This window comes from Actinokineospora sp. UV203 (genome assembly GCF_056323665.1).
This window is the reverse complement of the sequence record NZ_CM150484.1, coordinates 6,437,676-6,462,755: the sequence shown is the minus strand read 5'-3', so window position 1 is coordinate 6,462,755 and position 25,080 is coordinate 6,437,676. Positions and strand designations below refer to the sequence as shown.

Genomic DNA, 25,080 nt, shown 5'->3' with positions numbered 1-25,080 from the left:
GCTAACAAGTTTTTGCTTCTTTGGCAGGTCGCCCACTCTATCACCTACCGGTGAGAGCTTGGTTCGCGACCCCCTGTGTCAGGCTCCGCTCCGGTCTGACCGGCTCGTTCCGCGCTGACTTGGATAAAGTTACACGGGGCCAAACCTGGGGTCAAATCGCACCCCCAGGGACCCATCACGGGCGGAAACCGCAGGTCACCGCCCCCGTGTGGGCTCTGGACCCAACGTAACCCACCCGATCTCCGGTGTGAATGTGACGGCGATCACAGCTATTTTCTTTCATGTCGTCGGTATCTGGCCTCTGACCTGCGGAAACGCCGATGGCCGCCGATCCGGAGGGGATCGACGGCCATCGGAAGACCAACTCGGACGGGCTAGACCCGCACCTCAGACCTGCACCTCAACGCCCGCGGTGTTGCGCTTGCCGCGGCGCAGGACCAGCCACTTCCCGTGCAGCAGGTCCTCCTTGGACGGTGTCCACGCCTCGTCGGTGACCTTGCCGTTGTTCACGTACGCGCCGCCTTCGGTGACCGCGCGCCGCGCCGCTCCCCTGCTCTCGGCCAGCCCGCAGGCAAGGAACAGGTCAATGATCGTCGGCTCGTCGGCCAGCCGTGCTGTGCCGGTGGGGGCCTCGGACATGGCCGCTTCCAGGGTTCCCAGGTCCAGGCCGCCGAACTCGCCGCGGCCGAACAGGGCCTGGCTCGCGGCCACGACCTGGTCGGTCTGGTGTTGGCCGTGCACCAGCGTCGTGAACTCCTCGGCCAGCCGCTTCTGCGCGGCCCGCAGGTGCGGGCGCTCGGCGGTGTCGCGCTCCAGGGCCTCGATCTCCTCGCGGTCCAGGAAGGTGAACAGGCGCAGGTAGCGGATGACGTCGGCGTCGCCCACGTTCACGAAGTACTGGTACCAGGCGAACGGCGAGGTCATCTCCGGGTCGAGCCAGACGTTGCCGCCGCCGGTGGACTTGCCGAACTTGCGCCCCTCCGCGTCGGTGACCAGCGGGGCGGTCAGCGCGTGCACCGACTCGCCGTCGACCCGGCGGACCAGGTCGACGCCGCCGATGATGTTGCCCCACTGGTCGGAACCACCCAGCTGGAGCTTGCACCCGTGCGCGCGATGCAGCTGCAGGTAGTCGTGCGACTGCAAGAGCAGGTAGCTGAACTCCGTGTACGACATGCCGTCGCCCTCGAGGCGGCGCTTAACCGTCTCGCGCGCGAGCATCACGTTGATCGAGAAGTGCTTGCCGACGTCGCGCAGGAACTCCAGGACCGACATGCCGCCGGTCCAGTCGAGGTTGTTCGCCAGGACGGCGCCCGTGCCCTCCCCGTGCGAGTCGTCGAAGTCGACGAAGCGCTCCAGCTGCCCGCGGATCCGGTCGGCCCACTCGGCCACCACGTCGGTGGTGTTCAACGTGCGCTCACCGGTGTCGCGCGGGTCGCCGATCATGCCCGTGGCCCCGCCCGCGAGGACGATCGGCCGGTGCCCGGCGCGCTGGAAGCGGCGCAGCATCAGCAGCGGGACGAGGTTGCCCGCGTGCAGGCTGGGGGCGGTCGGGTCGAATCCGCAATAGAGGGTGAGCGGCCCCGCGTCGAGATCCCGGCGCAGCGCGTCGAGGTCGGTGGACTGCGCGATCAGGCCGCGCCAGGACAGCTCGTCGAGAATGTGCTCACTCACGGGGCCATCCTCCCGCACGCCCCCTACCTGGGCGCGAGCGGATTGCCCCGCACCGGTTGTTCATCTCGGTGTCGTCACCTGACAAGCCAAGACCTATGCGTAAGCGGCCATACCGGGGCAGGATGCGGCGATCCGTGTATTTCTGACTGGAGGCGACCCCGTGCCAGGTGCAAGACCAGTTCTCCGCTATGCCATGCCCGTCGCGCTCGCCGCGGCCGTCATGGTCGCGATCCCGCTGACCTCACCCTCCAGCGGTCCCCAGGCCGAGGCGTGGACCCCCATGTCCCCGGCCGCGGTCGACTACGCGGCGGAAACGGCCGCGGGCACCGCGCGGGGCAGGCTGCTGGGCTTCAACGACTTCCACGGCGCGCTCGAACCCCCTATCGGCAGCGGCGGCCTGGTGAACGGCAACCCCGCCGGTGGCGTGGAGTACCTCGCGACCTATGTGGAGCGGCTGCGCGCCCAGGGCGAGGCGAACGGCGAGAAGGTGCTGACCGTCGGCGCGGGCGACCTTGTCGGCGGGACCCCGCTGATCAGCGCCGCGTTCCACGACGAGCCGACGATCGAGGTGCTCAGCGCGCTCGGCCTGAACATCGCCTCGGTCGGCAACCACGAGTTCGACGAGGGCGTCGACGAGCTCAAGCGCCTGCAGAACGGCGGTTGCCACCCGGTCGACGGCTGCCAGGACGGCGATGGCTTCGAGGGCGCGGACTTCCGCTACCTGTCGGCGAACGTGGTCGACAAGCAGACCCGCAAGCCGATCCTGCGGCCCTACGAGATCAAGATGGTCCAGGGCGTCCCGGTGGCGTTCGTCGGCATGACGCTCGAGGGCACGCCCAGCATCGTGAACCCGGCGGGCATCCAGAACGTGGACTTCCTCGACGAGGTCGAGACGGCGAACTCCTACGCCGACCAGCTCGGCAAGCTGGGCATCAAGTCGATGGTGCTGCTGATCCACGAGGGCGGCGCGCAGAACGCCCCGCCCACCCCGCAGGACCCGTCGAGCTGCGCGAACTTCGCGGGGCCGATCACCAACATCGTGGCCGGGCTGCGTCCCTCGTACGGCCTGGTGGTCTCCGGGCACACGCACCGCTTCTACAGCTGCGCGCTGCCGAACTCCTCTGGCGCGAACACCGTGGTCACCAGCGCGGGCTCCAACGGCACGCTGGTCACCGACATCGCCGTCAAGCTGGACCGCAAGACCCGCAAGTTCACGAACATCGCCGCGCGCAACGTGATCGTGGAGAACGGCGTCAAGAACGCGGACGGCACGTGGGCGAAGGACGCGCAGGGCAACTTCATCCGCAACCCGGAGCTGGTCAACGCCGCGGCCAAGGCCATCGTGGACAAGTACCGGGCGGCTGTCGCGCCGCTGGCGAACAAGGTGGTCGGGTCTATTACCACCGACATCACGCGAGCCGCCTCCGCGGCCGGTGAGACCGCCTTGGGCGACGTGATCGCGGACGCGCAGCTGGCGTACACCGGTTCGCAGCAGGCGCAGGTCGCGCTGATGAACCCGGGCGGCATCCGCGCGGACCTCAGCCACGCGTTCTCGCCGGGCGGTGAGCAGCCGGGGCAGGTCACCTACGGCGAGGCGTTCACCGTGCAGCCGTTCAACAACCTGGTGGTGACGCAGACGCTGACCGGCGCGCAGCTCAAGGAGGTGCTCGAGCAGCAGTTCACCGGGTACGCGGGGCAGACGACGACGAAGTTCCTGCAAGTGTCGGTCGGCTTCGCGTACTCCTACAACACCACTTCGCCGCTGGGTTCCCGGGTGTCGGCGATGACGCTCAGCGGCGTGCCGGTCGACCCGGCCGCGAGCTACAAGGTGACGTCGAACGACTTCCTCGCCAATGGTGGGGATGGGTTCACGAAGCTGTCGCTGGGCACTGGGCGGGTTTACGCGCCTGGGTTCGATGTGGACGCTCTCGTCGCGCACCTGACGAATGCCGCGCCGGTGGCCCCTGGGCCGCGGGATCGGATCACCAAGATCGCTTGATAGTCGCCGTTCGACCGCGCCCGGCTCGGCCCACCGAGCCGGGCGCGGTCGTGTTCAGGTGCGCTTGCCGCCTCGGCGGTAGCCGCTGACCGCGGGTGCGCCGTCGACCCAGAAGCGCCAGGGCACGTCCATCGCGACAGCCACGCCGACGCGGGGGCCGGTCTGGATGGTGACTGCGGGCAGGGGGTCGGCGGCCAGGACGCGGACCGGTGAATCCGGGTCGGTGAGGTCGACGCCGTTGTGGGGGCGGCGCAGGCCCAAGGCGGTGGTGAGCCTGGCCGGGCCTTTCGCCAGTTCCGCGTCCGTGCGGGCGGTGGGGCGGCGCAGGCGGGCGAGGTCCACACCGGACACGACTTCCCCGGCGCGCAGGAGTACGGCGCCGGGGACGCCGTCGGTCAGGGACACGATGTTGGCGCAGAAGTGCATGCCGTAGACGAAGTAGACGTACAGGTGACCTGCCGGGCCGAACATCACGTCGTTGCGTGGGGTGCGGCCGCGGTAGCAGTGTGAGGCCGGGTCGTCGCCGCCGCGGTAGGCCTCCACCTCGACCAGGCGGATGGCGACAGTGCCTTCGTCGGTGCGTGATTCCAGGACGCAGCCCAACAACCGCTGGGCTGCGACGACCGGGTCTACGGCGAGTTCGGCTCGCGTCAGGACGCGGTCGGTGCCTGTTCCGCCCAAGTCCGGTGCTCCTCGATTCGCCGCACGACACGGTCACGCTGTTCCGCGACCCGTTGGGGCGCGGTTCCACCGTACGCATCGCGCGAGGCGATGGAGCCGGTGACCGTGAGGACTTCGCGGACCTTCGACGTGAGGGCGGGGTTGACCTCGGCCAGTTCGGCGTCGGTCAGGTCGGCCAGGCCCACTCCCCTGTCCTCGGCGCGGCGGACGCAGTCACCCGCGGCTTCGTGGGCGACGCGGAAGGGGACGCCTTCGCGGACGAGCCATTCGGCGATGTCGGTGGCGAGGGTGAATCCCGCGGGGGCGAGTTCGGCGAGGCGGTCGGTGTGGAAGGTGAGGGTCGAGAGCATGCCTGCGATCGCGGGGAGCAGGAGTTTGAGCTGGTCGACGGAGTCGAAGACCGGTTCCTTGTCTTCCTGGAGATCGCGGTTGTAGGCCAGCGGTTGCGCCTTGAGGGTGGCGAGCAGGCCGGTGAGGTTGCCGATGAGCCTGCCGGACTTGCCGCGGGTCAGTTCGGCGACGTCGGGGTTCTTCTTCTGCGGCATGATCGAGCTGCCGGTGGCCCAGGCGTCGTCGAGGGTGGCGTAGGCGAACTCGGCGGTGGTCCAGATGATCACTTCTTCGGCGATCCTGGACAGGTTGACGCCGAGCATGGCCACGGCGAAGGCGAACTCGGCGGCGAAGTCGCGGGACGCGGTGCCGTCGATGGAGTTCTCGGCCGGCGCGTCGAAGCCGAGTTCGGCGGCGATGGCGGCCGGGTCGAGGCCCAGGGAGGACCCGGCTAGTGCGCCGGAGCCGTAGGGCGACACGGCGGCGCGCTTGTCCCAGTCGCGCAGGCGGTCTACGTCGCGCAGGAGGGACTGGGTGTGGGCCAGCAGGTGGTGCGCGAGCAGCACGGGCTGGGCGTGCTGCAGGTGGGTGCGGCCGGGCATGGCGGCGTCGGGATGGGTCTGCGCCTGGAACAGCAGGGCTTCGACGACGTCGAGGACACCGCCCGCGATGAACCGGGCGGCGTCGCGCAGGTACATGCGGAACAGGGTGGCGATCTGGTCGTTGCGGGACCGACCCGCGCGGAGTTTGCCGCCGAGGTCTTTGCCCGCGCGGTCCATCAGGCCGCGTTCGAGGGCGGTGTGGACGTCTTCGTCGGCGAGGACGGGGGTGAACGCCCCGGAGACCACGTCGGCCTCCAGGACGTCCAGCGCCTCGATCATGCCGCTGAGTTCGGCCGCGGTGAGCAGGTTCGCGCCGTGCAGGACGCGGGCGTGGGCTCGGGAGCCTGCGATGTCGTAGCGGGCCAAGCGCCAGTCGAAGTGGGTCGACAGGCTCAGGGCCGCCATGGCTTCGGCCGGTCCGGAACTGAACCGCCCACCCCACAGCGCGGTGGGTTCCTGCTCAGACACAACGATCCCTCTCGTCATTCACGGATTCATTCAACGCCAACCACCACGCTCGGGCGCGGCATCAAAGCGAACGAGCCGCGCCCCCGGGGGGGCGCCATGTCACTGTGCTCGCTTGGCGGCGATCTTGCTGGGGAGGCCCCACAGCTGGACGAAGCCCTTGGCCAGGCCCTGGTCGAAGGTGTCGCCTTCGTCGTAGGTGGCCAGGTTGAAGTCGTACAGGCTCACGTCCGACTTGCGGCCGGTGACGGTGGCGCGGCCGCCGTGCATGGTCATGCGGATATCGCCGGAGACGTATTCCTGGGTTTCGGCGATGAAGGCGTCCAGGGCGTACTTCAGCGGGGAGAACCAGAGGCCGTCGTAGACCAGTTCGGCCCAGCGCTGGGCGACGCTCTTCTTGAAGCGGGCCAGGTCGCGTTCGACGGTGATGTTCTCGAGTTCCTGGTGCGCGGTGATCAGCGCCATGGCGCCGGGGGCCTCGTAGACCTCGCGGCTCTTGATGCCGACCAGGCGGTCCTCGACGATGTCGATGCGGCCGATGCCCTGGGCGCCCGCGCGCCGGTTGAGCTCCTGGATGGCCTGCAGCATGGTGACGGTCTGGCCGTCGATGGCGACCGGGACACCCTTGTCGAAGGTGATGACGACCTCGTCGGCGTCGCGCGGCTCGGCCGGGTTCGAGGTGTACTCGTAGACGTCCTCGATCGGGGAGTTCCAGATGTCCTCGAGGAAGCCGGTCTCGACGGCGCGGCCCCAGACGTTCTGGTCGATGGAGTACGGCGACTTCTTCGACACGTCGATGGGCAGGTTGCGGTCCTCGGCCCAGGCGATGGCCTTCTCCCGGGTCCACGCGAAGTCGCGGACCGGGGCGATGACCTTCAGGTCGGGGGCGAGGGCGCCGATGCCGACCTCGAAACGGACCTGGTCGTTGCCCTTGCCGGTGCAGCCGTGGGAGACGGTGGTCGCGCCGTGGTACTTGGCGGCCTCGACGAGGTGCTTGACGATCACCGGGCGCGAGATGGCCGAGACCAGCGGGTAGCGGTCCATGTAGAGCGCGTTGGTCTGCAGCGTGGGCAGGCAGTACTGCTCGGCGAACTCGTCGCGGGCGTCGGCGACGACCGCTTCGACGGCGCCGCATTCGAGGGCGCGCTTGCGGATCGTGTCGAGGTCCTCGCCGCCCTGACCGACGTCCACCGCGACCGCGACGACCTCAGCACCGGTCTCCTCGGCGATCCAGCCAATGGCCACCGACGTGTCCAGCCCACCCGAGTAGGCCAACACCACCCTGTCACTCATTGGTCTCTCCTTGTTTTGGCAAGTCTGGGGATCCATTACCGGTGCGTGCGGCCATGGCGGTGAACCGCTCGGCCATGTCCTGGCCGCACAGCGGCGGGCGGACGATCACCATGAGGGTGTCGTCGCCCGCGATGGTGCCGACGATGTCGATGAGGGCGGCGCGGTCGATGGCGCTGGCGAGGAACCCCGCCGCGCCGGGCGGGGTGCGCAGGACGGCGAGGTTCGCGGAGCTGTCCGCGGAGACCAGCAGCTCGCTGAGCAGCCGGATCAGCCGGGCGGTGCCGCCTTGGACACCGCGGACGGGATTGCCGTCTTCCGGGATGACGTAGACCGGCGCGCCGCCGTCGGCTCCGCGCAGCTTCACGGCGCCGAGTTCGTCGAGGTCGCGCGACAGGGTGGCCTGGGTGACGTCGATGCCTTCGGCGCCGAGCAGCGTGGCCAGTTCGGTCTGGCTGCGGATGGCGCGCTCGGACACCAGCTCGACGATGCGTGCCTGCCGGGCGGCGCGGGTGGACGCGGAGGCGGTCATCGTTTCGCCACCAGCCACGCCATGAGCGCCTTCTGCGCGTGCAGCCGGTTCTCCGCTTCGTCCCACACGGCGCTGGCGGGGCCGTCGATGACCTCGTCGGTGATCTCCCAGCCGCGGTGGGCGGGCAGGCAGTGCAGCACGATCGCGCCGGGGGCGGCCCGCTCCAGCAGGTCGCTGTTGATCTGCAGCTTGCGGAACGGGGTGACCCGGTCTTTGCCGTCGTTCTCCTGGCCCATCGACGTCCACGTGTCGGTGACCAGCACGTCGGAGCCGTCGACCGCGGCGTGCGGGTCGGTGAGCAGGGTGACGCTGCCGCCGGTCTCGGCGGCGCGGCGTTTGGCGTCGAGCACGAACTCCGAGACCGGCAGGAAGCCGTCGGGGGCGACGACCCGCACGTGCATGCCCGCGGTGGCGCCGCCGAGCAACAGCGAGTGGGACATGTTGTTGGCGCCGTCGCCGAGGTAGGTGGCGGTGAGGCCGGCGAGCTTGCCGTGGCGTTCCTCGATGGTCTGCAGGTCGGCGAGGACCTGGCAGGGGTGGAACTCGTCGGACAGCGCGTTGATCACTGGGACGCTCGCGCCGGCGGCCATCGCCTCGATGCGTTTCTGCGCGTACGTGCGCCAGGCGACCATGTCGACGTAGCGGGACAGCACCCGCGAGGTGTCCTCGATGGTCTCTTCGCGACCCAGCTGCATGGTGCGGCCGTCGACGACGATGGGCTGGCCGCCGAGCTGCTGGATGCCGACCTCGAAGGACAGCCGGGTGCGGGTGGAGTTCTTCTCGAAGATCGTCGCGACCGAGAGGCCTTCGAGCGGGCGCTTGGCCAGCGGCGCGCCCTTGAGCTCCTTCGCGAGGGTGAGAACCTCGCGCTGGTCGTCGGGTGAAAGATCGTCGTCTCGCAGGAAGTGCCGGACCATGGTTCAGCTCTCCTCTGCGGAATCGAGGATGGCGGGCAGTGCCGAGAGAAACTCGCCCGCCTCGTCGTCGGTGAGGATCAGCGGCGGGGCGAGCCGCAGCGCGTCGGGCTGGACGTTGTTCACGAGGAATCCCTTGTCCAGTGCGGCGGCGGCCACGGCGGCGGAGACCGGCTTGGTCAGGCCCACGCCGAGGAGCAGGCCCCGGCCGCGCACCCCGGAGACCAGCGGGTGGTGCAGGTCTTCGATCCCGGCGGTGAGGTGCTTGCCCAGCGCGGCGACGTGGTCGAGCAGGCCGTCGGCGGCGATGGTGCGCAGCACCGCGAGACCGGCGGCGCAGGCGACCGGGTTGCCGCCGAAGGTGGTGCCGTGGTGGCCGGAGGCGAACAGGTCGGCCGCCGCGCCGATGCCGACGCAGGCGCCGAGCGGCAGACCGCCGCCGAGGCCCTTGGCGAGGGTGATGACGTCGGGGGTGATGCCCGCCTGCTGGAAGGCGAACCACTGCCCGAGCCTGCCGATGCCGGTCTGCACCTCGTCGAGGACGAGCAGCGCGCCCGCCTTCGCGGTGATCTCGCGGGCGGCCTGCAGGTAGCCGTCGGGGGCGACGACAACGCCGCCCTCGCCGAGGATCGGCTCGATGAAGACCGCGGCGGTATCACTGTCCACAGCGGACCTAAGGGCTTCGACGTCGCCGAACGGGATGTGCACGACACCGGCGTCGAGCGGCTCGAACGGGGTGCGCTTGGCGGGCTGGCCGGTGAGGGCGAGCGCGCCCATCGTGCGGCCGTGGAAGGCGCCCTCGCAGGCGATGATCTTGGTCTTGCCGGTGAGCCGGGTGAGCTTGAACGCGGCCTCGTTGGCCTCGGCGCCGGAGTTGCAGAACAGCACCTTGGCATGACCAGTCAGACCGGCGACGTCAAGGATGGCGTCGGCCAGCTCGACCGACTGCTGGTTGATGTAGAGGTTCGACGTGTGGCCGAGGGTGGCGATCTGGCTGGTCACGGCCTCGACGACGGCCGGGTGCGCGTGGCCGAGGGCGTTGGTCGCGATGCCGCTGAGCAGGTCGAGGTAGCGGTTGCCGTCGGCGTCCCACACGTGTGCGCCCTCGCCGCGCACGATGGTCAGCTTCGGCGTGCCGTAGTTGTCCATCAGCGCGGACCGCCACCGCTTCTGGCCGTCCACATTGGATTCGATCATGACTCCCCCTCGTCCGGCAGCACCATGGTCCCCACGCCGCTGCTGGTGAACACCTCTAGCAGCACCGAGTGCGCGAGCCGCCCGTCGATGACGTGCGCCTTGGACACCCCGCCGACGACGGCGCGCAGACACGCCTCCATCTTCGGGACCATGCCGCTTTCCAATCCTGGCAACAGTTTTTCGAGTTCGGTCGCGCGGATCTCGTGCAGCAGCGACGACTTGTCCGGCCAGTCGGCGTAGAGGCCCTCGACGTCGGTCAGCACGACGAGCTTCTCGGCCTCCAGCGCGATGGCGAGCGCGGCGGCGGCGGTGTCGGCGTTCACGTTGTGCGGCAAGCCATCGCGGTCGGGCGCGACGGTCGACACGACCGGGATGCGGCCGGCGTTGACGATGTCCATCACAGCTTCGGGGTTGACGTGCACGACGTCGCCGACCTGGCCGAGGTCGACCTCGGCGCCGTCGACCGTGGCGGTGCGCCGCTCGGCGGTGAACAGGTGGGCGTCCTCGCCGGAGATGCCGACCGCGTACGGGCCGTGCTGGTTGATCAGGCCGACCAACTCGCGGCTGACCTGGCCGGTGAGGACCATCCGGACGACGTCCATGGTCTCGGCGTTGGTGACCCGCAAGCCCGCCTGGAACTCGCCTTCGATGCCGAGCCGGTTGAGCATGGCGCTGATCTGCGGGCCGCCGCCGTGGACGACGACCGGGCGCAGACCCGCGAGCCGCAGGAACACCATGTCCTCGGCGAACGCGCGCTTGAGCGACTCGTCGACCATGGCGTTGCCGCCGTACTTGACCACCACGAGGGCGCCGTGGAAGCGCCGAAGCCACGGCAGTGCCTCGATGAGCACGCCTGCTTTCTCGGACGCTGTGTTCATGACGAATACGCGCTGTTCTCTTCGACGTACGCGTGGGAAAGGTCGGTGGTGAGAATCGTCCCGCTGCCCTCGCCCGCGTGCAGGTCGATCACCACGTCGATGTCGCGGCCGGTCAGGTCGGCGGCGGAACGGTCCTCGCCCCGGCCACCGGCGCGGCACACGGTGACGCCGTTGATGGTGATGTCGAGCTTCTGCTGGTCGAAGTCGGTCGGCGCGTTGCCCACGGCCATCGCGATGCGGCCCCAGTTGGGGTCGGAAGCGAAGAACGCGGTCTTGCACAGGTTGTCCTGGGCGACGATCCGGGCGGCGGCAAGCGCTTCACTGTCGTTGGCGGCGCCGTTGACCGTGATCGTGACGTGCTTGGTGACGCCCTCGGCGTCGGCCTGCAATTGGGCGACCAGGTCGGCGCAGACGGCGCTGAGCGCCTCGGTGAACTCGGCCTCGGACACCGCGACCCCGGACGCGCCGGAGACCAGGAGCAGGACGGTGTCGTTGGTGGAGGTGCCGCCGTCGACGTCGAGCCGGTTGAAGGTGAACTCGACCGCGGAGCGCAGCGCGGGCTCCACGGCGGCCGGGTCGACCTGGGCGTCGCTGGTGATGACCGAGAGCATCGTGGCCATGTTGGGCGCGCACATGCCCGCGCCCTTCGCGAACCCGCCGATGACCCAGCCGTCGGCGTGGGTGAACGCGGTCTGCTTCGGGACGGTGTCGGTGGTCATCACGGCGGTGGCGGCGGCGAGGCCCGCGTCCGCGCCGGGGGCCAGTTCCTTGGCGGCGAGGTCGATGCCGGAGCGGACGGCGTCCATGGGCAGCCGCTCGCCGATCAGGCCGGTGGAGCAGACGGCGACGTCGATCGCGCCGACGCCGAGGACGTCGGCGACCTTCTCGGCGGTGGCGTGGGAGTCCTGGAAGCCCTCGGGGCCGGTGCAGGCGTTGGCGCCACCGGAGTTGAGGACGACGGCCTTGAGTTTGCCGGTGGTCAAGACCTGCTGCGACCACAGGACGGGCGCGGCCTTGACCTTGTTGCGGGTGAACACACCGGCCGCTTGGGTCGCGGGACCGTCGTTGACGACCAGTGTCAGGTCGGGCTTGCCGTTCGCCTTGATCCCGGCGGCGACGCCCGCCGCGCGGAAGCCCTGCGCCGACGCGACGCCCTGGGCACGGTCGATGGTCACGGTGCGACTCCCACGGTGGACAGGCCGGCGGTCTCCGGCAGGCCGAGCGCGATGTTCATGGACTGCACGGCGGCGCCCGCCGTGCCCTTGGTGAGGTTGTCGATGGCGGCGACCACGACGAGCCGACCTAGATCGGCGTCGACGGTGACCTGCAGTTGCACGGCGTTGGAGCCGAGCACCGCGGCCGTGGTGGGCCAGCGGCCCTCGGGGAGCAGGTGGACGAACGGCTCGTCGGCGTAGGCCTTCTCGTAGGCGCCGCGCACGTCGGCGGCCGGGTCGATCAGCTGGGCGCTGCAGGTGGCGAGGATGCCGCGCGGAAGCGGGGCCAGGACCGGGGTGAACGAGACGCCGACCGGCTTGCCCGCCGCGGCGCTGAGGTTCTGGGTGATCTCCGGGGTGTGCCGGTGGGCACCGCCGACGCCGTAGGCACTCAGGGATCCCATGACCTCGGAGCCGAGCAGGTTGGGCTTGAGGCTCTTGCCCGCGCCGGACGTGCCGGACACGGCGACCACGACGACCTCGGGCTCGACCAGCGCCATCGCGGGGGCGAGGGCGAGGGAGCTGACGGTCGGGTAGCAGCCGGGGACAGCGACCCGGGTCGCGTGACGCAGGTTCTCGCGGGCGCCGGGGAGTTCGGGGAGGCCGTAGGGCCAGTGGCCGGCGTAGTCGCCGCCGTACCAGCGGTCCCAGGCGTCGGCGTCGGTCAGCCGGTGGTCGGCGCCGCAGTCGACGACGAGGACACCCGCGTCGAGCTGGGCGGCGATGGCGGCGGAATGGCCGTGGGGCAGGGCGAGGAAGACGACGTCGTGGCCGGCGAGGACCTCGGCTGTGGTCTCCTCGAGGACCCGATCGGCCAGGGGCAGCAGGTGCGGCTGGTGCTCACCGAGCTTGGATCCCGCGTTGCCACCGGCCGTCAGTGCGCCGATCTCGACGTCGGGGTGCGCGAGCAGGAGCCGGAGGAGCTCTCCCCCGGCGTATCCGCTGGCGCCCGCGACGGCGATCCGAACCTTCATACGGATGATTATGCACTCTGATGCAAACTCACTCAACTCGACCGTGATCGACCACACGCGCGGACAGGAAGTACCTCGTTGTGGCACCGACCGGACACGGATCCGGCCACACTGCGCCCTGACGACGATGGCAAGGTGGGGCGAACATGATCGACGAGGACCGCGCGGCGGCCGCGCGATCGCTGATGGGCATCGCCGGGGCGCTGCTGGGCGTGCTGATTCTCGCTGCCTGGGGCCGGACGGGTGGATCGGATCGAGTCGACTGGTGGATTCCCCTGACGGGGACCGCGGTGGGGTGCTCGCCGTAGGCGGAATCCTTACCCTCGCGGCACGCGTGACCCTCTCGACGACCGCAGAGGTCGCCGAGAGGGCCTACCGCCGGCTGATCAGCTACCTGCCCATCTCGGTCATCGCGCTGGCCGCGGCCGTGGTCGCGCCGGCCTGGCCCGCCGAGACCGTTCCCCGTGTCACATCACCCGCGCTGGTCGACATCAGGTTCATCGACGACCAGAGGGCGCTCAGGGCCGCGGGCCTCCCGGTCAGTTGCGCGGGCGTGTCGCTCACCGCGGTCGCGATCGACGGGACCTTCCTGGAGCCGGTGGTCACGCGATACACCCACAACATCGGCAGCTACGACCCGAACGAGTGTCCGCTGCGTCAGCATCGGGTTCCGCCGGGGCTCGCGCAGATCGCGCCGCTCGTCGAACGACCGAAATCCTGACGCCCGCGGACCTCGTCGATCACTTCTTGCGGGCGAGGGTGACACCGTCACGCAGGGGGAGCATGACGCTGTCGACGCGGTCATCGGCGACGACGACATCGTTGATGCGGCGGATGGCGATGTCGGCGTCCGAGTCGTAGGACTCGTCGATGACGCGGCCGCCGCGCAGAACGTTGTCGAGGGCGATGACGCCGCCGGGGCGCAGGCGCGGGACCAGTTCGGCGTAGTAGTCCGGGTAGCCCTCCTTGTCGGCGTCGACGAACGCGAAGTCGATCACCGGGTCGGTGGGCAGGGCGCGCAGGGTCTCGATCGCGGGGGCGATGCGCAGGTCGATGCGGTCGGTGAGGCCCGCGCGCTCCCAGTACTTGCGGGCGATCGACGTCCACTCCTCGCTGACGTCGCAGGCGATCAGCTTGCCGCCCTCGGCGAGGCCGCGAGCCACGCAGATCGAGGAGTAGCCGGTGAAGACGCCGACCTCGACGGCGTTCTTGGCGCCGAGCATGCGCACCAGCATGGTGAAGAACTCGCCCTCGTCGTGCGAGATCTGCATGCGGGCCGCGTCCGGGTACGCCTCCAGGGTCTCCGCGGCGAGGTCCCGCAGGAGGTCGTCCGCGGAGGTGGAGTGGGCCAGCAGGTAGTCGCTGATGGCGGGATTGAGGATGTCCATGCCGCCATTCAACTACCGATAGAGCTCGAACGTCGCGGCGATGCGGTCGCGGGCGGCGCCGTCGGCGAGAAGCAGCTGCAACAGGATGCGGGCCTTCGCCGGGTCGAGAAAGCCCGCGTGGATGAGGCCGCGGTCGAACAGGTCGCGCTCGGAGCCCGGGTATCCGTAGGTCGCGCGCAGGACCGAGCCGGAGCCGGTACGCGAAGCGAGCACCACAGGGACTCGCTGGGCGAACTCGGCGACCAGCGGGACCATGCCCGCGGGGACGTGACCGGCGCCGAGGCCTGCGATGACGATGCCGTCGAAGGCGTCGCCCGCGCGGCGCAGGAGTTCGCCGTCATCGCCGAGGGTCACGGTGACCAGGGCGACGCGGAGCGCGGAGATCTTGTCGGTGGCGGGCAGGACCACGTCGACGCGCGGGGTGCCGCGCAGGCGGGGGTCGCCTTCGACGATGAGGCCGAGGGGGCCGAAACCCGGGGAGACGAACGCGCCGGTGCTGCTGGTGTGGCTTTTGCGGACGAAGCGGGCGCCGTGGACCTCGTCGGACATCACGACCAGGCAGCCGAGGCCGCGTGCGTCGGTCGCGAGGGCCACGCGGATGGCGGCGTAGAGGTTGGCGGGGCCGTCGGCGCCGGCGGACGCGGGGGCGCGCATGGCGCCGGTGACGACGACGGGGGCGGGGCTGTCGATGGTGAGGTCGAGGAAGAGGGCTGTCTCCTCGATGGTGTCGGTGCCGTGGGTGACCACGACGCCGGTCGCGCCGTTGGCGATCTCCTCGCGGACGGCGTGGCTCAGCGCGGTGAGGTCGTCGAAACCGAGCGACGGGCTGGGCAGGGAACGCAGGGTGCTGGCGGTGAGGTCGACGCCGAGGTCGGCCAGGCCGGGGACGGCGGCGATGAGGTCGTCGGCGCCGAGCGTGGGGATAATCCCGCCGCTCGCGCTGGGGGCCATGGCGATGGTTCCGCCCATGGCGATGATCGCGACTCTGGGCCTCACGATTCCTCCACGAATGTCGAACTCACTTGCCTGACTGTGCGACTCACTTGCCTGAACGGGCGACTCACTTGCCTGAACGGGCGACTCGCGGGTTGGGGTCGAGCAAGTCCAGCAGTGGCGTCCAAGGGTCCTGCGGAGCTGCGTCGGAGATGTGGGCGCCGGCGGTGGTCAGGGTGTCGATGTGGGACTGCCAGCGGGGGTGGGCGCGCTGGGCCGGGTCGGCTTGGGGGCGGATGACCACGCGGACGCCGGGGGTGCCCAGGGCCTCGCCCAACGCGGTGAGGGCCTGGTTGTCGGCGATGCCCAACGCCAGTTTGGCCAGGGAGTTGGCCGTGGCCGGGACGAAAAGGAAAGCGTCCGGGGTTGGGTAGGGCTTGGGGTGGGCGGGGAGGCGGCCGGTGCTGCGCAACGGGAGCTCGGTCAATGCCCGCAACCGCGGGGTCTCCCCCACCGCGTCCATCCAGCGGGCCGCGGTGGGGGTCAGCGTGATCGCCAGGCGCCAGCCTGCTTTGGCGGCAGGCTCGGCGATCTCGACCCGTAAGCGCTGGTCGACGCCGTAGCCCGCCGCCGCGACCAGGCCCATGGTCTTCATCGCCGGAGTAGGGCGCAGAACATGGCGTCGGTGCCGTGGCGGTGCGGCCAGAGCTGCACGTACGGGCCGTCGCCGAGGTCGGGCACATCCGGGAAGAACTCGCGCGCGTCGATCGGGGTCACGCCGGTGCGGCGGACCACGTCGGAGACCACGCCGATCGTTTCGGCGAGGTGCGGCGAGCAGACCACGTAGGCCACGACTCCACCCGGCCGAACCAGGTTGAGGGCGCTCGTCAACAGGGCGCTCTGCAGCCGGGTCAGATCGCCCACATCCGAGGGCTGCCTGCGCCAGCGGGCTTCCGGCCTGCGCCGCAACGCGCCGAGGCCGGTGCACGGAGCGTCGACCAGGACGCGGTCGTAGGAGCCCAGTTCCAGGCCCGGGGAACGGCCGTCGGCGACGTGGATCTTGACCGGGAGGCCCGAGGTGATGCGCTCGATGAGCTTCGCGCGGTGCGGCGCCTTCTCGACGGCGTCAAGGGTTCCCGCGTTGATCGCGGCGAGGGCGCCCAGCAGCGCCGCCTTGCCGCCGGGGCCCGCGCACAGGTCGAGCCAGCGCAGGTCGGAGCCCTCGACCTCGGGCCGGGTCAAGGCGAGCGCGCACAGCTGGCTGCCCTCGTCCTGCACGCCGGCGAGCTTCTCGCGGACCGGGTCGAGGTCGCCGGGGTCGCCCGCGCCCGCGTCGAGGCGGACGCCGTAGGGCGAGTACGGGGCGACGTCGCCGCCGGTCATCGCGGCCAGTTCTTCCGCGCTGACCTCGCCCGGGCGGGCGACGAGGTGCACGGCGGGACGCTCATCGTCGGCGCGCAGGGCGTCCGACAGCTCTTCGCCGGTGGTGCCGAGGGCGTCGGCGAAGGCGCGGGCGATCCAGCGTGGGTGCGCGTTGCGGGCGGCGAGGTTGCCGACCGGGTCCTCGGTGGCGTCGGGGGCGAGCTGGTCGAGCCAGGCGCTCTCGTCCTTCTCCGACACCTTGCGCAGCACGGCGTTGACGAAGCCCGTGGGTCGCGGCCCCTGGTCCGCGCGCACCATGTCCACAGTGGACGCGACGGCGGCGTGGGCCGGGATTCGGGTGCGCAGCAGCTGATAGGCGCCCAGCCGCAGCGAGTCGAGCAGGAAAGGCTCCACTTTGGACAGTGGGCGGTCAATACACTCGGCGAGGATGTCGTCGATGAGACCCATCGCCCGGCAGGTGCCGTAGGTCAGCTCGGTGGCCAGCGCGGCGTCCCGCCCGGAGATGCGACGGTCGCGCAGCAGCTTGGGCAGCACGAGGTTGGCGTACGCGTCGTCGGCGCGCACGGCGCGCAGCGTGTCCAGCGCCGCCCGGCGGGCCGGGTCCTCGGTCGGAGGACGCTCGGGCGTGTCCGGCCTGCGCGGCGGGCGCTCGCGGCCCGGTCGTGATGGCCGATGCGCTCGTTTGCCTGGCTGCGTCACGTCAACCGCTCCCCTGCTTCGATGCGGATGCCACGCGCCCAGTCGGTCGCCTGCATGCGTTTCTTCCCTTGTGCCTGTACTTCGCCCAGCTTCAACGGCCACGTTGCCGTCCCGACCAGGATGCGCTTGCGCTCGACGAGCAGTTCACCCGGGGCGAGATCGCCTTCGGCAGGGCTCATCGGGCCGAGCTTGATTCGCTCGCCGCGGAACTCCGCCCACGCGCCCGGCTCGGGCGTGACCGCGCGAACGCGGCGGTCGACCGCGAGGCCGGGGAGGGTGAAGTCGACCTTCGCGTCGTCGACGGTGATCTTGTGGGCGTAGCTGACGCCGTCGGCGGGCTGCTCGCGCGCGACCAGCTTGCCGTCTTCGATCCCGTCCAGTGTGGACAGCAGAAGACCGGCACCCGCGTGAGCGAGCCGGTCGAGCAGGGCACCCGAAGTGTCCTCGGGCTTGATCGGCTCGGTGAGCACACCGAAGACCGGGCCCGCGTCGAGTTCCTTGACGATCTGGAACGTGCTGGCGCCGGTGATCTCGTCGCCGTGGTAGATCGCCGCCTGCACCGGCGCCGCGCCGCGCCAGGCGGGCAGGACCGAGAAGTGCAGGTTGACCCAGCCGAACCGGGGAATGTCCAAAGCGGACTGCGGCAGCATGGCGCCGTACGCCACGACCGGGCAGCAGTCCGGCTCGATCTCCCGCAGCCGCGCCTGGAACGCCTTGCTCGACGCCTTGCCCGGGCTCAGCACCTCGATGCCGTGCTCATCGGCCAGCGCCCCGACAGGGGAACGCACCAGCTTGCGACCGCGGCCCGCGGGCGCGTCCGGCCGGGTGACGACGGCGGCGACCTCGTGGCGCCCGGACTCCAGCAGGGCGCGCAGCGACGGCACGGCCACCTCGGGCGTGCCTGCGAACACCAGCCGCATCAGCGGGCCCCGAAGAGCGGGTGCGGGCTCTGCTTGAGCGTGGGCACCGCGCCGTCGAACCATTCCGCGTTGCGGATCTCGCGCATCGCGAGCTTGCGGGTGGTGTCGTCGAGCCGGTCGACGAACAGCACGCCGTCGAGGTGGTCGGTCTCGTGCTGGATGCAGCGGGCCAGCAGGTCGGTGCCCTCGACCTCGATGGGCTCGCCGTGCACGTTGAACCCGCGCGCGACCACGTTGCCGTGGCGGCGGCAGTCCCAGGAGAAGCCGGGGATCGACAGGCAGCCCTCGGGGCCTTCCTGGTAGTCCTCGCCGACCGAGGTCCACACCGGGTTGATCATGTGCCCGGCGAACCCGTCGCAGTGGTAGGTGAACACGCGCAGCCCGACCCCGAGTTGCGGCGCGGCGATCCCGGCGCCGCCCTGGGACTCCATCGTGTCCCAGAGGTCCTTGACGAGGTTGTGCAGCTCTCGGTCGAAGTCGACCACCTCGGCCGCGGGCGTGCGCAGCACGGGATCCCCGAAGAGCCGGATCGGCTGAACGGTCACAAAGCTCCTTCGACGTGCGGGCGGTCGTCCCAGTGTATTCAGCCCCGATGCGGCGCTTCACCCCGGCGCGGACCGGGTCAGATCATCTCCAGCGGATCGAGTTGGACGCGCAGGGGGTCTGGTTCTTTGCGGGCGGTGCGGATGGCTTGGGCCTTGGCCAGGGCGGTGGCGAGGGCTCGGCCTTCGGCGCGGGTCACGCGGATCAGGGCGCGTTCGCGGGCCGCCTGGCCGTCGGCGTCGAGTTCGCCCAAGGGGACCGGGCCGAGGACTTCACCGGTCGGGGGCAGGGGGAGGTCGTCCAGGAATGCGGCGAGGGCGCTGGGGGTGCCGTCGACGGAGGCCATGCGGACGGCCGGGGGGAAGCCGAGTTCGGCGCGGGCGGCGAGTTCGCGCGACGCGTGCCAGACCGGGTCCCAGCGGACGAGGGCTTGGACGGTGGGGGCGGCCGAGTCGGCCATGACGACGACTCGGCCGCCCTCACTCGCGGGCCTGACCAGCGCGGACGCGGTCATCCAGCGGCGGAGGGCTTCCTCGGTGGCGCGCAGGTCGGCGCGGTTGAGGAGGGCCCAGGCGTCGAGGAGGAGGGCGGCGCCGTAGCCGTTCTCGGCGACGGGTTCGGCGCCGGGGGTGGCGACGACCAGGGCGGGTTCGGGGCCGACGGCGGCGAGGACTTCTTGGCCGCCGGAGGTGCGGACGGGGACTCCGGCGAAGGCCCGGCCCAGTTCTTCGGCGGTGCGTTTGGCGCCGATGACGACGGCGCGGAGTTTGCGGGAGCCGCAGGTGGGGCAGCGGTAGTTGGCGTCGGCGGCGGCGCACCAGCGACAGGCGGGGGGTTTGCTCTCGCCCTGGCTCAGGGGGCCCGCGCAGCGGCGGCAGCGGGCGGGGGTGCGGCATTCCTGGCAGGTGAGGGCCGGGACGTAGCCGCGGCGCGGGACTTGGACCAGGACTGGGTGGCCTGCCTTGAGGGCGGCTCGGGCGGCGTCGAAGGCGACGGAGGGGACGCGGGCGGTGCGGGCGGCCGGGTCGCGGGCGAGTTGGGACTCGTGTTCGCCGATGGCGGTGACACGGGGGGCAGCGTCGCGGATGGTGTCGCGGGTGGCGACGATCTCGGGGGCCCAGCCGGAGTCGACGAGGACCTGGGCCTCGGCGGTGCGGGCGAAACCGGCGACGAGAACGCTTGCTTTGCCTAGAGCGCCGCGCTGGATGAGGACGTCGCGGACGTGCGGATATGGGGAACGCAGGTCGGAGTGCTGGTCGTCGCCGTCGTCCCAGACGACGAGGATGCCGGGGTTCTCGACCGGGGCGTAGGCGCTCGCGCGGGTGCCGACCACGATCCGCGCGCGACCGCGCCGCAGGGAGAGCCAGGCCCGGTAGCGCTTCGCGGGACCTTGGTCGGCCGACAGCGCGACGACGGCGTCGGCTCCCGCGAGGGCCACGCAGGCGGCGTGGACTCGGGTGACGTCGCGGTGGTCCGGGACGACGAGGACCGCGCCCCGGCCTGCGGATGCGGCGGTCGCGGCGAGTTCGGCGAGTCGGGTGGGCCAGTCCTCCCCCGGCACGGCCTGCCAGACGGCGTGGGCCTGCCTGCCGGTGCGGACGGCTTCGAGGAAGGCGGTGCCACGCGGGTAGCGCGACCAGCCCGCCGGGTCGGGGGCGGCGGACGGTGGGGTGGGTTCGGCGGGGTCTTCGGCTTCGACCCGGCCGTGGCGGGGTGGGATGGCGAGGCGGAGGACGTCGATCATGGTGCCGCCGTAGCGGTCGGCGACGGCGCGGCAGAGGCGGGCGATCTCGGGGGCGAGGACCGGTTCGGGTGAGACGACTCGGTCGAGGAACTGGAGGTTGCCGGGGTGGTCGGACTCGGCGATCCGCTCGATCAGGAACCCGTCGACGAGTTGGCCGGCGAAGCGGACGCGGATGCGGCAGCCGGGGACGGCGTCGGCGGCGAGCTTGTCGGGGACGAGGTAGTCGTAGGTGCGGTCGAGGTGCGCGAGGGGCACGTCGACGTAGACCTTGGCGACGGGCAGTTCGGCAGCGGGCTGTTGCTTGCCCTTCGGGGGGGCGGGTTTTTTGGGTGCGGCGACCTCGAACAGGGCGTCGGGGTCGGCTGCGGACATGTGCGCTGGTCTACCAGAGGGGACCGACGATCACTCGGCGCGGGCCAGCAGGTGCGGAGCCCAGGACGAGACGGGGAGGCGCAACGTTCCCCCATCCGGGTTCTTGGAATCACGCAAACGGACCTCGGTCGAGTAGACAACTTCAACGCAGTCATCGTCGTCAGTGCTGAAGGTCGACTTCCGCCACTCAGCGTGCATGCTGTTTCAGCTCCGTTCGTGATCAGCCGCCATCATCGCCATGAAGTTCACCGAATCGGTGGAACTCAAAGCCACCTTCGCCAGCATATCCGTGAGCTCACGAAATTCGTCGGTGTCTTCCTGCTCGTGCAGGAAGCCTGATGCGCCCACGTGCTCCACGTAGACGATCGGCGGTTCCTTGGCGAACTCCATTTTCGAGAAGTAGCCGGGGTTGCGGTAGGCACCGTGGCGGAAGGGAATCACGTGGATGGCGATGTTGGGCAACTTGGCCATGCCGATCAGCCAACGCAACTGCTCGGCCATCTGTTCGGAGGTTCCATATGGCCTGCGCAGAACCCCTTCATCGAGGATGGCGGTATAGGTAGGGCTGGCCAGTTTGGTCAGCACACGTTGGCGATCCATTCGGATCGCCACCCGAGTGGCCTGTTCTTCGGCGGTCAACTTGCCGAGCCCGATGATGGTGCGCACGTAGTCGCGAGTTTGCAGCAGGCCGGGCACAACCGAGGGCGCGAAGTTCACGATGGAAATCGCCGTGTCCTCAAACACTTGCAGGACGGATCGGTTGATCGGCAGCCGAGCCGCGAGCCAATGCGGGGCAGCCAGATCCTCGACCAGATCCATGATCCGTTTGCGCTCTTCGCCGATCACGCCATAGATCGCGAGCATGGCCGACACCTCGGCCACGGTCGCGACTCGGCGGGCGTTCTCCGTGCGGTTCAGGGTGGCGATGGAGACGCCTAGGCGGGCGGCGGCTTGGCGGGTGGTGAGGCCAACTCGCTCGCGCATGGTCGTCAGTTCGTTCCCCAGTGCGCGCATTCTGGCGGGCAGTCGTTCGCTCATGTGTTCATGAGATCAGCTCCCCACCGCACCGCAACCGACACGAATGGCTGAGGTTTCTCAGGGGTCGAAACGCTGATCGTGGTAGGCCGCGTACATCGCGACCACTTCCGCCCGATCATGCGGCTCGGCCTCTTCGCGAATACGCCGATTCAAACCCGCCGGGTATCCGTGCTTCACGAGCCGCCGCTCCGACGCGTGCTCCATAAAGGACATCGCGAAGTACAAACCAGTGATGTAAGCCAGCGTGACCATCGAAAACCGCAACGACAACGGGCCGGGAACGAACAGCAGCAGCCACCACGGTGCCAACAGCACCAGGGACCTGGCCAGGTGGCGGAAGACCCACGTCCTACACGTCAGGTCCCAGAGCACCCAGTGCCGAAACTTGTCGGGCAGCCTTCCCCCGATGGCATACCAGAGCCACCGCAACGGGCCAGGACGGTCTCGGACCACACTGGACATGCTAAGCGGCCGGTGTCCAGGTGGCTTGATCACCCTGGACACCGGCCGCTTAGGAAGAACCTAGTGACCGACGGCCTGCTTGAGGTCGTCCGCGCGGTCCGTGCGCTCCCACGGCAGGTCCAGCTCCGGGCGACCGAAGTGGCCGTACGCCGCCGTCGGCGCGTAGATCGGACGCAGCAGGTCCAGGTCGCGGATGATCGCCGCGGGACGGAGGTCGAAGACCTCGCGGATGGCCTGCTGGATCTTCAGCGGGTCGGCGTTCTCGGTGCCGAAGGTCTCGACGAACAGACCCACCGGAGCCGCCTTGCCGATCGCGTACGCGATCTGCACCTCGATACGCGAAGCGAGTCCCGCCGCGACGGCGTTCTTCGCGACCCAGCGCATCGCGTACGCGGCCGAGCGGTCGACCTTTGACGGGTCCTTGCCGGAGAACGCGCCACCACCGTGACGGGCCATGCCGCCGTAGGTGTCGACGATGATCTTGCGGCCGGTCAGGCCGGCGTCGCCCATCGGGCCACCGATGACGAAGCGACCGGTCGGGTTGACCAGGAGGCGCACGTTCTCGGTGTCGAGGTCGAGATCGGCCAGCTCCGGCAGCACGACCTGCTCGCGCACGTCGACGCCGAGCAGCTTCTCCAGGTCGACGCCCTCGGCGTGCTGGCTGGACACGACCACCGTGTCGAGCCGGACCGCGCGGTCGCCGTCGTACTCGATGGTGACCTGGGTCTTGCCGTCCGGACGCAGGTAGGGCAGCACACCGTCCTTGCGGACCTTGGTGAGCCGCTTCGCGAGCCGGTGCGCGAGCGCGATCGGCAGCGGCATGAGCTCGGGGGTGTCCATGCAGGCGTAGCCGAACATCAGACCCTGGTCGCCCGCGCCCTGGCGGTCGATCTCGTCCTCGGCGTGGTCTACCCGCGACTCGTACGCGGTGTCGACGCCCTGGGCGATGTCCGGGGACTGCGACCCGATGGCGATGTTCACGCCACACGAGTTGCCGTCGAAACCCTTGGCCGAGGAGTCATACCCGATGTTGAGGATGACCTCGCGCACGATCGACGGAATGTCCGCGTACGCCTCAGTGGTCACCTCGCCGGCGACGTGCACCTGGCCGGTGGTCACCAGCGTCTCGACCGCTACCCGCGACCGCGGGTCCTTGGACAGCAATGCGTCCAGAACGGAGTCACTGATGGCGTCGCAGATCTTGTCCGGGTGGCCCTCAGTGACCGACTCCGAAGTGAACAGTCGGCGGCTACCTGTTTCACTCACGACTAACCCCACCTCATCCGAAGACTTATCGTCTTCACTTTATCCAGGCGGCGTGTCGCGCCGCGACCGGCTGATTGTGCTCACCACTGCGTCCCAGACTTCGGACGCCACTTGTGCTTTCGAGCCGAAGGCGATAGCGCGTTCCGTGCCGTCGGCGCTGAGCAACCATCCTTCATTGTCCTCGGTCTCGAACGCTTTGCCTTCTCCCACCCTGTTGACCACCAGCAAGTCGCATCCCTTGCGGGCGAGCTTGGCGCGCGCGTGGTCGAGGACGTCGGACCCGTTGTCGCCGGTCTCGGCGGCGAATCCGACGATAATCTGCTCGGAGTCCGGTTCGCGGCGGCGGTTCTCGACCAGCTCGGCCAGCACATCGGCATTGCGGGTGAGCGCGACCGCGTCCGGGTCCGCTTCGGTCTTCTTGATTTTGAACTCGGCCCGGTGCGTGGGCCGGAAGTCGGCTACCGCGGCGGCCATGACCACTACATCGGCGTCGGCGGCCGCTTTGTGAACAGCGTCGCGCAATTCGGCCGCTGTTCCGGCGTTGACGATGTCCGCGCCCGCGGGTTCCGGGAGCGCGGCGGTGTGCGCGGAGACCAACGTCACGCGCGCGCCGCGCTGCACGGCCGTGCGCGCGAGGGCGTAGCCCTGCTTGCCGGACGAGCGGTTGCCCAGGAAGCGCACCGGGTCGAGCGGTTCACGGGTGCCGCCCGCCGAGACGACGACGTGCAGGCCTTCCATGTCGCGCGGCAGGGCGTCGGAGCGGGCCATCAGCAGCCGGGCCAAGTCGACGATCTCGGCCGGGTCGGCGAGCCTGCCCTTGCCGGTGTCGGCGCCGGTGAGCCTGCCGCTGGCGGGCTCGGACACCACGACCCCACGCGAGCGCAGGGTGGCGACGTTGGACCGCGTGGCCGCGTGCTCCCACATCTCGGTGTGCATGGCCGGGACCATCAGCACCGGGCAGCGCGCGGTGAGCAGGGTGTTCGTGAGCAAATCGTCGGCCAGGCCGTGCGCGGCCTTGGCGAGCAGATCCGCCGTCGAGGGCACGACCACGACGATGTCGGCCTCTTGGCCGAGTCGCACGTGCGGCACCTCGGGCACATCGGAGAACACGCCGGTGTGGACCTTGTTGCCGGACAGGGCCTCGAAGGTCGCCGCACCGACGAACCGCAGAGCGGCCTCGGTCGGCACCACCCGCACGTCGTGACCGGACTCGGTCAGTCGGCGCAGGACCTCACAGGCCTTGTAGGCGGCGATGCCGCCGCCTACGCCCAGGACGACCCGAGGCCGGGACGTCACTCGCCCTCGGTGTGCTCAAGCAGACCGGAGTGGATTTCGCGCAGCGCGATGGACAGCGGCTTCTCGCGCGGGCCGGGCTCGACGAGCGGGCCGACGTACTCGAGAAGACCCTCGCCCAGCTGGGCGTAGTAGTCGTTGATCTGGCGCGCGCGCTTGGCCGCGTAGATCACCAGGGCGTACTTGGAGCTGACCTTCTCGAGCAGGTCATCGATCGGCGGGTTGGTGATGCCTTCGAGGGCGGTCGACGGCTCGCCCAATGCGCCCAACTCGGTAGGGGTGATCACTCGCA

26 protein-coding genes are annotated in these 25,080 nt (G+C 70.1%); 3 read left to right on the top strand and 23 right to left on the bottom strand.

The window, feature by feature from the left end; translation table 11 throughout:
- Positions 1-387: 387 nt before the first annotated feature.
- Positions 388-1,671, bottom strand: a complete 1,284-nt coding sequence (gene tyrS / locus ACUZ2Y_RS31115) for a tyrosine--tRNA ligase (RefSeq protein WP_476325604.1) — start codon at positions 1,669-1,671, stop codon at positions 388-390.
- Positions 1,672-1,864: 193 nt separating this feature from the next.
- Between tyrS and ACUZ2Y_RS31110 the strand changes: the two genes are divergently transcribed.
- Positions 1,865-3,670, top strand: coding sequence for a bifunctional metallophosphatase/5'-nucleotidase (locus ACUZ2Y_RS31110; RefSeq protein ID WP_476325602.1), 1,806 nt, complete (start codon positions 1,865-1,867; stop codon positions 3,668-3,670).
- A 54-nt stretch (positions 3,671-3,724) separates the two neighbouring features.
- On the opposite strand, the gene ACUZ2Y_RS31105 is transcribed toward ACUZ2Y_RS31110, so the two are convergent.
- The 9 genes from ACUZ2Y_RS31105 to argC all read right to left on the bottom strand — a co-directional run bounded on the left by ACUZ2Y_RS31105 (position 3,725) and on the right by argC (position 12,747).
- Entirely contained in the window at positions 3,725-4,351 is a 627-nt protein-coding gene (locus ACUZ2Y_RS31105; RefSeq protein ID WP_476325600.1) for a DNA-3-methyladenine glycosylase, read from the bottom strand.
- Complete coding sequence (argH, locus tag ACUZ2Y_RS31100) at positions 4,321-5,751, bottom strand: argininosuccinate lyase (protein ID WP_476325598.1); 1,431 nt, start codon at positions 5,749-5,751, stop codon at positions 4,321-4,323. The genes ACUZ2Y_RS31105 and argH overlap by 31 nt, the downstream gene beginning before the upstream one ends.
- Before the next feature lie 99 nt (positions 5,752-5,850).
- Positions 5,851-7,041, bottom strand: coding sequence for an argininosuccinate synthase (locus ACUZ2Y_RS31095; RefSeq protein ID WP_476325596.1), 1,191 nt, complete (start codon positions 7,039-7,041; stop codon positions 5,851-5,853).
- Entirely contained in the window at positions 7,034-7,570 is a 537-nt protein-coding gene (locus ACUZ2Y_RS31090) for an arginine repressor (protein ID WP_476325594.1), read from the bottom strand. Before ACUZ2Y_RS31090 ends, ACUZ2Y_RS31095 begins: the two co-directional genes overlap by 8 nt.
- Positions 7,567-8,487, bottom strand: a complete 921-nt coding sequence (argF, locus tag ACUZ2Y_RS31085; protein WP_476325592.1) for an ornithine carbamoyltransferase — start codon at positions 8,485-8,487, stop codon at positions 7,567-7,569. Before argF ends, ACUZ2Y_RS31090 begins: the two co-directional genes overlap by 4 nt.
- A gap of 3 nt (positions 8,488-8,490) precedes the next feature.
- Positions 8,491-9,681 (bottom strand): acetylornithine transaminase, encoded by a 1,191-nt coding sequence (locus ACUZ2Y_RS31080; RefSeq protein WP_476325590.1) that lies wholly within the window; start codon positions 9,679-9,681, stop codon positions 8,491-8,493.
- Positions 9,678-10,559 carry an acetylglutamate kinase gene (gene argB / locus ACUZ2Y_RS31075; protein ID WP_476325588.1) on the bottom strand — a complete coding sequence of 294 codons (882 nt, stop codon included), beginning with the start codon at positions 10,557-10,559 and terminating at the stop codon, positions 9,678-9,680. The genes ACUZ2Y_RS31080 and argB overlap by 4 nt, the downstream gene beginning before the upstream one ends.
- Positions 10,556-11,728, bottom strand: coding sequence for a bifunctional glutamate N-acetyltransferase/amino-acid acetyltransferase ArgJ (gene argJ, locus ACUZ2Y_RS31070; protein ID WP_476332148.1), 1,173 nt, complete (start codon positions 11,726-11,728; stop codon positions 10,556-10,558). The genes argB and argJ overlap by 4 nt, the downstream gene beginning before the upstream one ends.
- A gap of 2 nt (positions 11,729-11,730) precedes the next feature.
- A complete protein-coding gene (argC, locus tag ACUZ2Y_RS31065; RefSeq protein ID WP_476325586.1) occupies positions 11,731-12,747 on the bottom strand; it encodes an N-acetyl-gamma-glutamyl-phosphate reductase in 1,017 nt (338 codons plus the stop codon).
- Positions 12,748-12,893: 146 nt separating this feature from the next.
- Here argC and ACUZ2Y_RS31060 point away from each other — a divergent pair, with 146 nt between their 5' ends.
- A complete protein-coding gene (locus ACUZ2Y_RS31060) occupies positions 12,894-13,055 on the top strand; it encodes a hypothetical protein (RefSeq protein ID WP_476325584.1) in 162 nt (53 codons plus the stop codon).
- A 26-nt stretch (positions 13,056-13,081) separates the two neighbouring features.
- Positions 13,082-13,468, top strand: a complete 387-nt coding sequence (locus ACUZ2Y_RS31055) for a hypothetical protein (RefSeq protein ID WP_476325582.1) — start codon at positions 13,082-13,084, stop codon at positions 13,466-13,468.
- 19 nt (positions 13,469-13,487) lie between these two features.
- Here ACUZ2Y_RS31055 and ACUZ2Y_RS31050 read toward each other — a convergent pair whose 3' ends face one another.
- From ACUZ2Y_RS31050 to rpoZ, 13 genes are all read right to left on the bottom strand, one after another.
- Positions 13,488-14,135 carry an O-methyltransferase gene (locus tag ACUZ2Y_RS31050; protein WP_476325580.1) on the bottom strand — a complete coding sequence of 216 codons (648 nt, stop codon included), beginning with the start codon at positions 14,133-14,135 and terminating at the stop codon, positions 13,488-13,490.
- Between the two features lie 12 nt (positions 14,136-14,147).
- A complete protein-coding gene (locus ACUZ2Y_RS31045; protein WP_476325578.1) occupies positions 14,148-15,131 on the bottom strand; it encodes an asparaginase in 984 nt (327 codons plus the stop codon).
- A 64-nt stretch (positions 15,132-15,195) separates the two neighbouring features.
- A complete protein-coding gene (locus ACUZ2Y_RS31040; protein WP_476325576.1) occupies positions 15,196-15,723 on the bottom strand; it encodes a flavoprotein in 528 nt (175 codons plus the stop codon).
- The gene (locus ACUZ2Y_RS31035; RefSeq protein ID WP_476325574.1) at positions 15,720-17,150 is read right to left on the bottom strand and encodes an RsmB/NOP family class I SAM-dependent RNA methyltransferase; all 1,431 of its coding nucleotides are present in this window, start codon (positions 17,148-17,150) and stop codon (positions 15,720-15,722) included. The genes ACUZ2Y_RS31040 and ACUZ2Y_RS31035 overlap by 4 nt, the downstream gene beginning before the upstream one ends.
- Complete coding sequence (fmt, locus tag ACUZ2Y_RS31030; protein WP_476325572.1) at positions 17,147-18,070, bottom strand: methionyl-tRNA formyltransferase; 924 nt, start codon at positions 18,068-18,070, stop codon at positions 17,147-17,149. The genes ACUZ2Y_RS31035 and fmt overlap by 4 nt, the downstream gene beginning before the upstream one ends.
- Entirely contained in the window at positions 18,070-18,615 is a 546-nt protein-coding gene (gene def, locus ACUZ2Y_RS31025; protein WP_476325570.1) for a peptide deformylase, read from the bottom strand. The genes fmt and def overlap by 1 nt, the downstream gene beginning before the upstream one ends.
- Positions 18,616-18,692: 77 nt before the next feature.
- Complete coding sequence (locus ACUZ2Y_RS31020) at positions 18,693-20,729, bottom strand: primosomal protein N' (protein ID WP_476325568.1); 2,037 nt, start codon at positions 20,727-20,729, stop codon at positions 18,693-18,695.
- A gap of 30 nt (positions 20,730-20,759) precedes the next feature.
- Positions 20,760-20,927, bottom strand: a complete 168-nt coding sequence (locus ACUZ2Y_RS31015) for a DUF397 domain-containing protein (protein WP_476325566.1) — start codon at positions 20,925-20,927, stop codon at positions 20,760-20,762.
- Between the two features lie 6 nt (positions 20,928-20,933).
- Positions 20,934-21,767 (bottom strand): helix-turn-helix domain-containing protein, encoded by an 834-nt coding sequence (locus ACUZ2Y_RS31010; RefSeq protein WP_476325564.1) that lies wholly within the window; start codon positions 21,765-21,767, stop codon positions 20,934-20,936.
- A 57-nt stretch (positions 21,768-21,824) separates the two neighbouring features.
- The gene (locus ACUZ2Y_RS31005) at positions 21,825-22,229 is read right to left on the bottom strand and encodes a DUF5313 family protein (RefSeq protein WP_476325562.1); all 405 of its coding nucleotides are present in this window, start codon (positions 22,227-22,229) and stop codon (positions 21,825-21,827) included.
- A gap of 60 nt (positions 22,230-22,289) precedes the next feature.
- Positions 22,290-23,471, bottom strand: a complete 1,182-nt coding sequence (gene metK, locus ACUZ2Y_RS31000; protein ID WP_476332147.1) for a methionine adenosyltransferase — start codon at positions 23,469-23,471, stop codon at positions 22,290-22,292.
- 63 nt (positions 23,472-23,534) lie between these two features.
- Positions 23,535-24,791 (bottom strand): bifunctional phosphopantothenoylcysteine decarboxylase/phosphopantothenate--cysteine ligase CoaBC, encoded by a 1,257-nt coding sequence (coaBC, locus tag ACUZ2Y_RS30995; RefSeq protein WP_476325560.1) that lies wholly within the window; start codon positions 24,789-24,791, stop codon positions 23,535-23,537.
- Complete coding sequence (rpoZ, locus tag ACUZ2Y_RS30990) at positions 24,788-25,075, bottom strand: DNA-directed RNA polymerase subunit omega (RefSeq protein ID WP_091380704.1); 288 nt, start codon at positions 25,073-25,075, stop codon at positions 24,788-24,790. Before rpoZ ends, coaBC begins: the two co-directional genes overlap by 4 nt.
- Positions 25,076-25,080 lie beyond the last annotated feature (5 nt).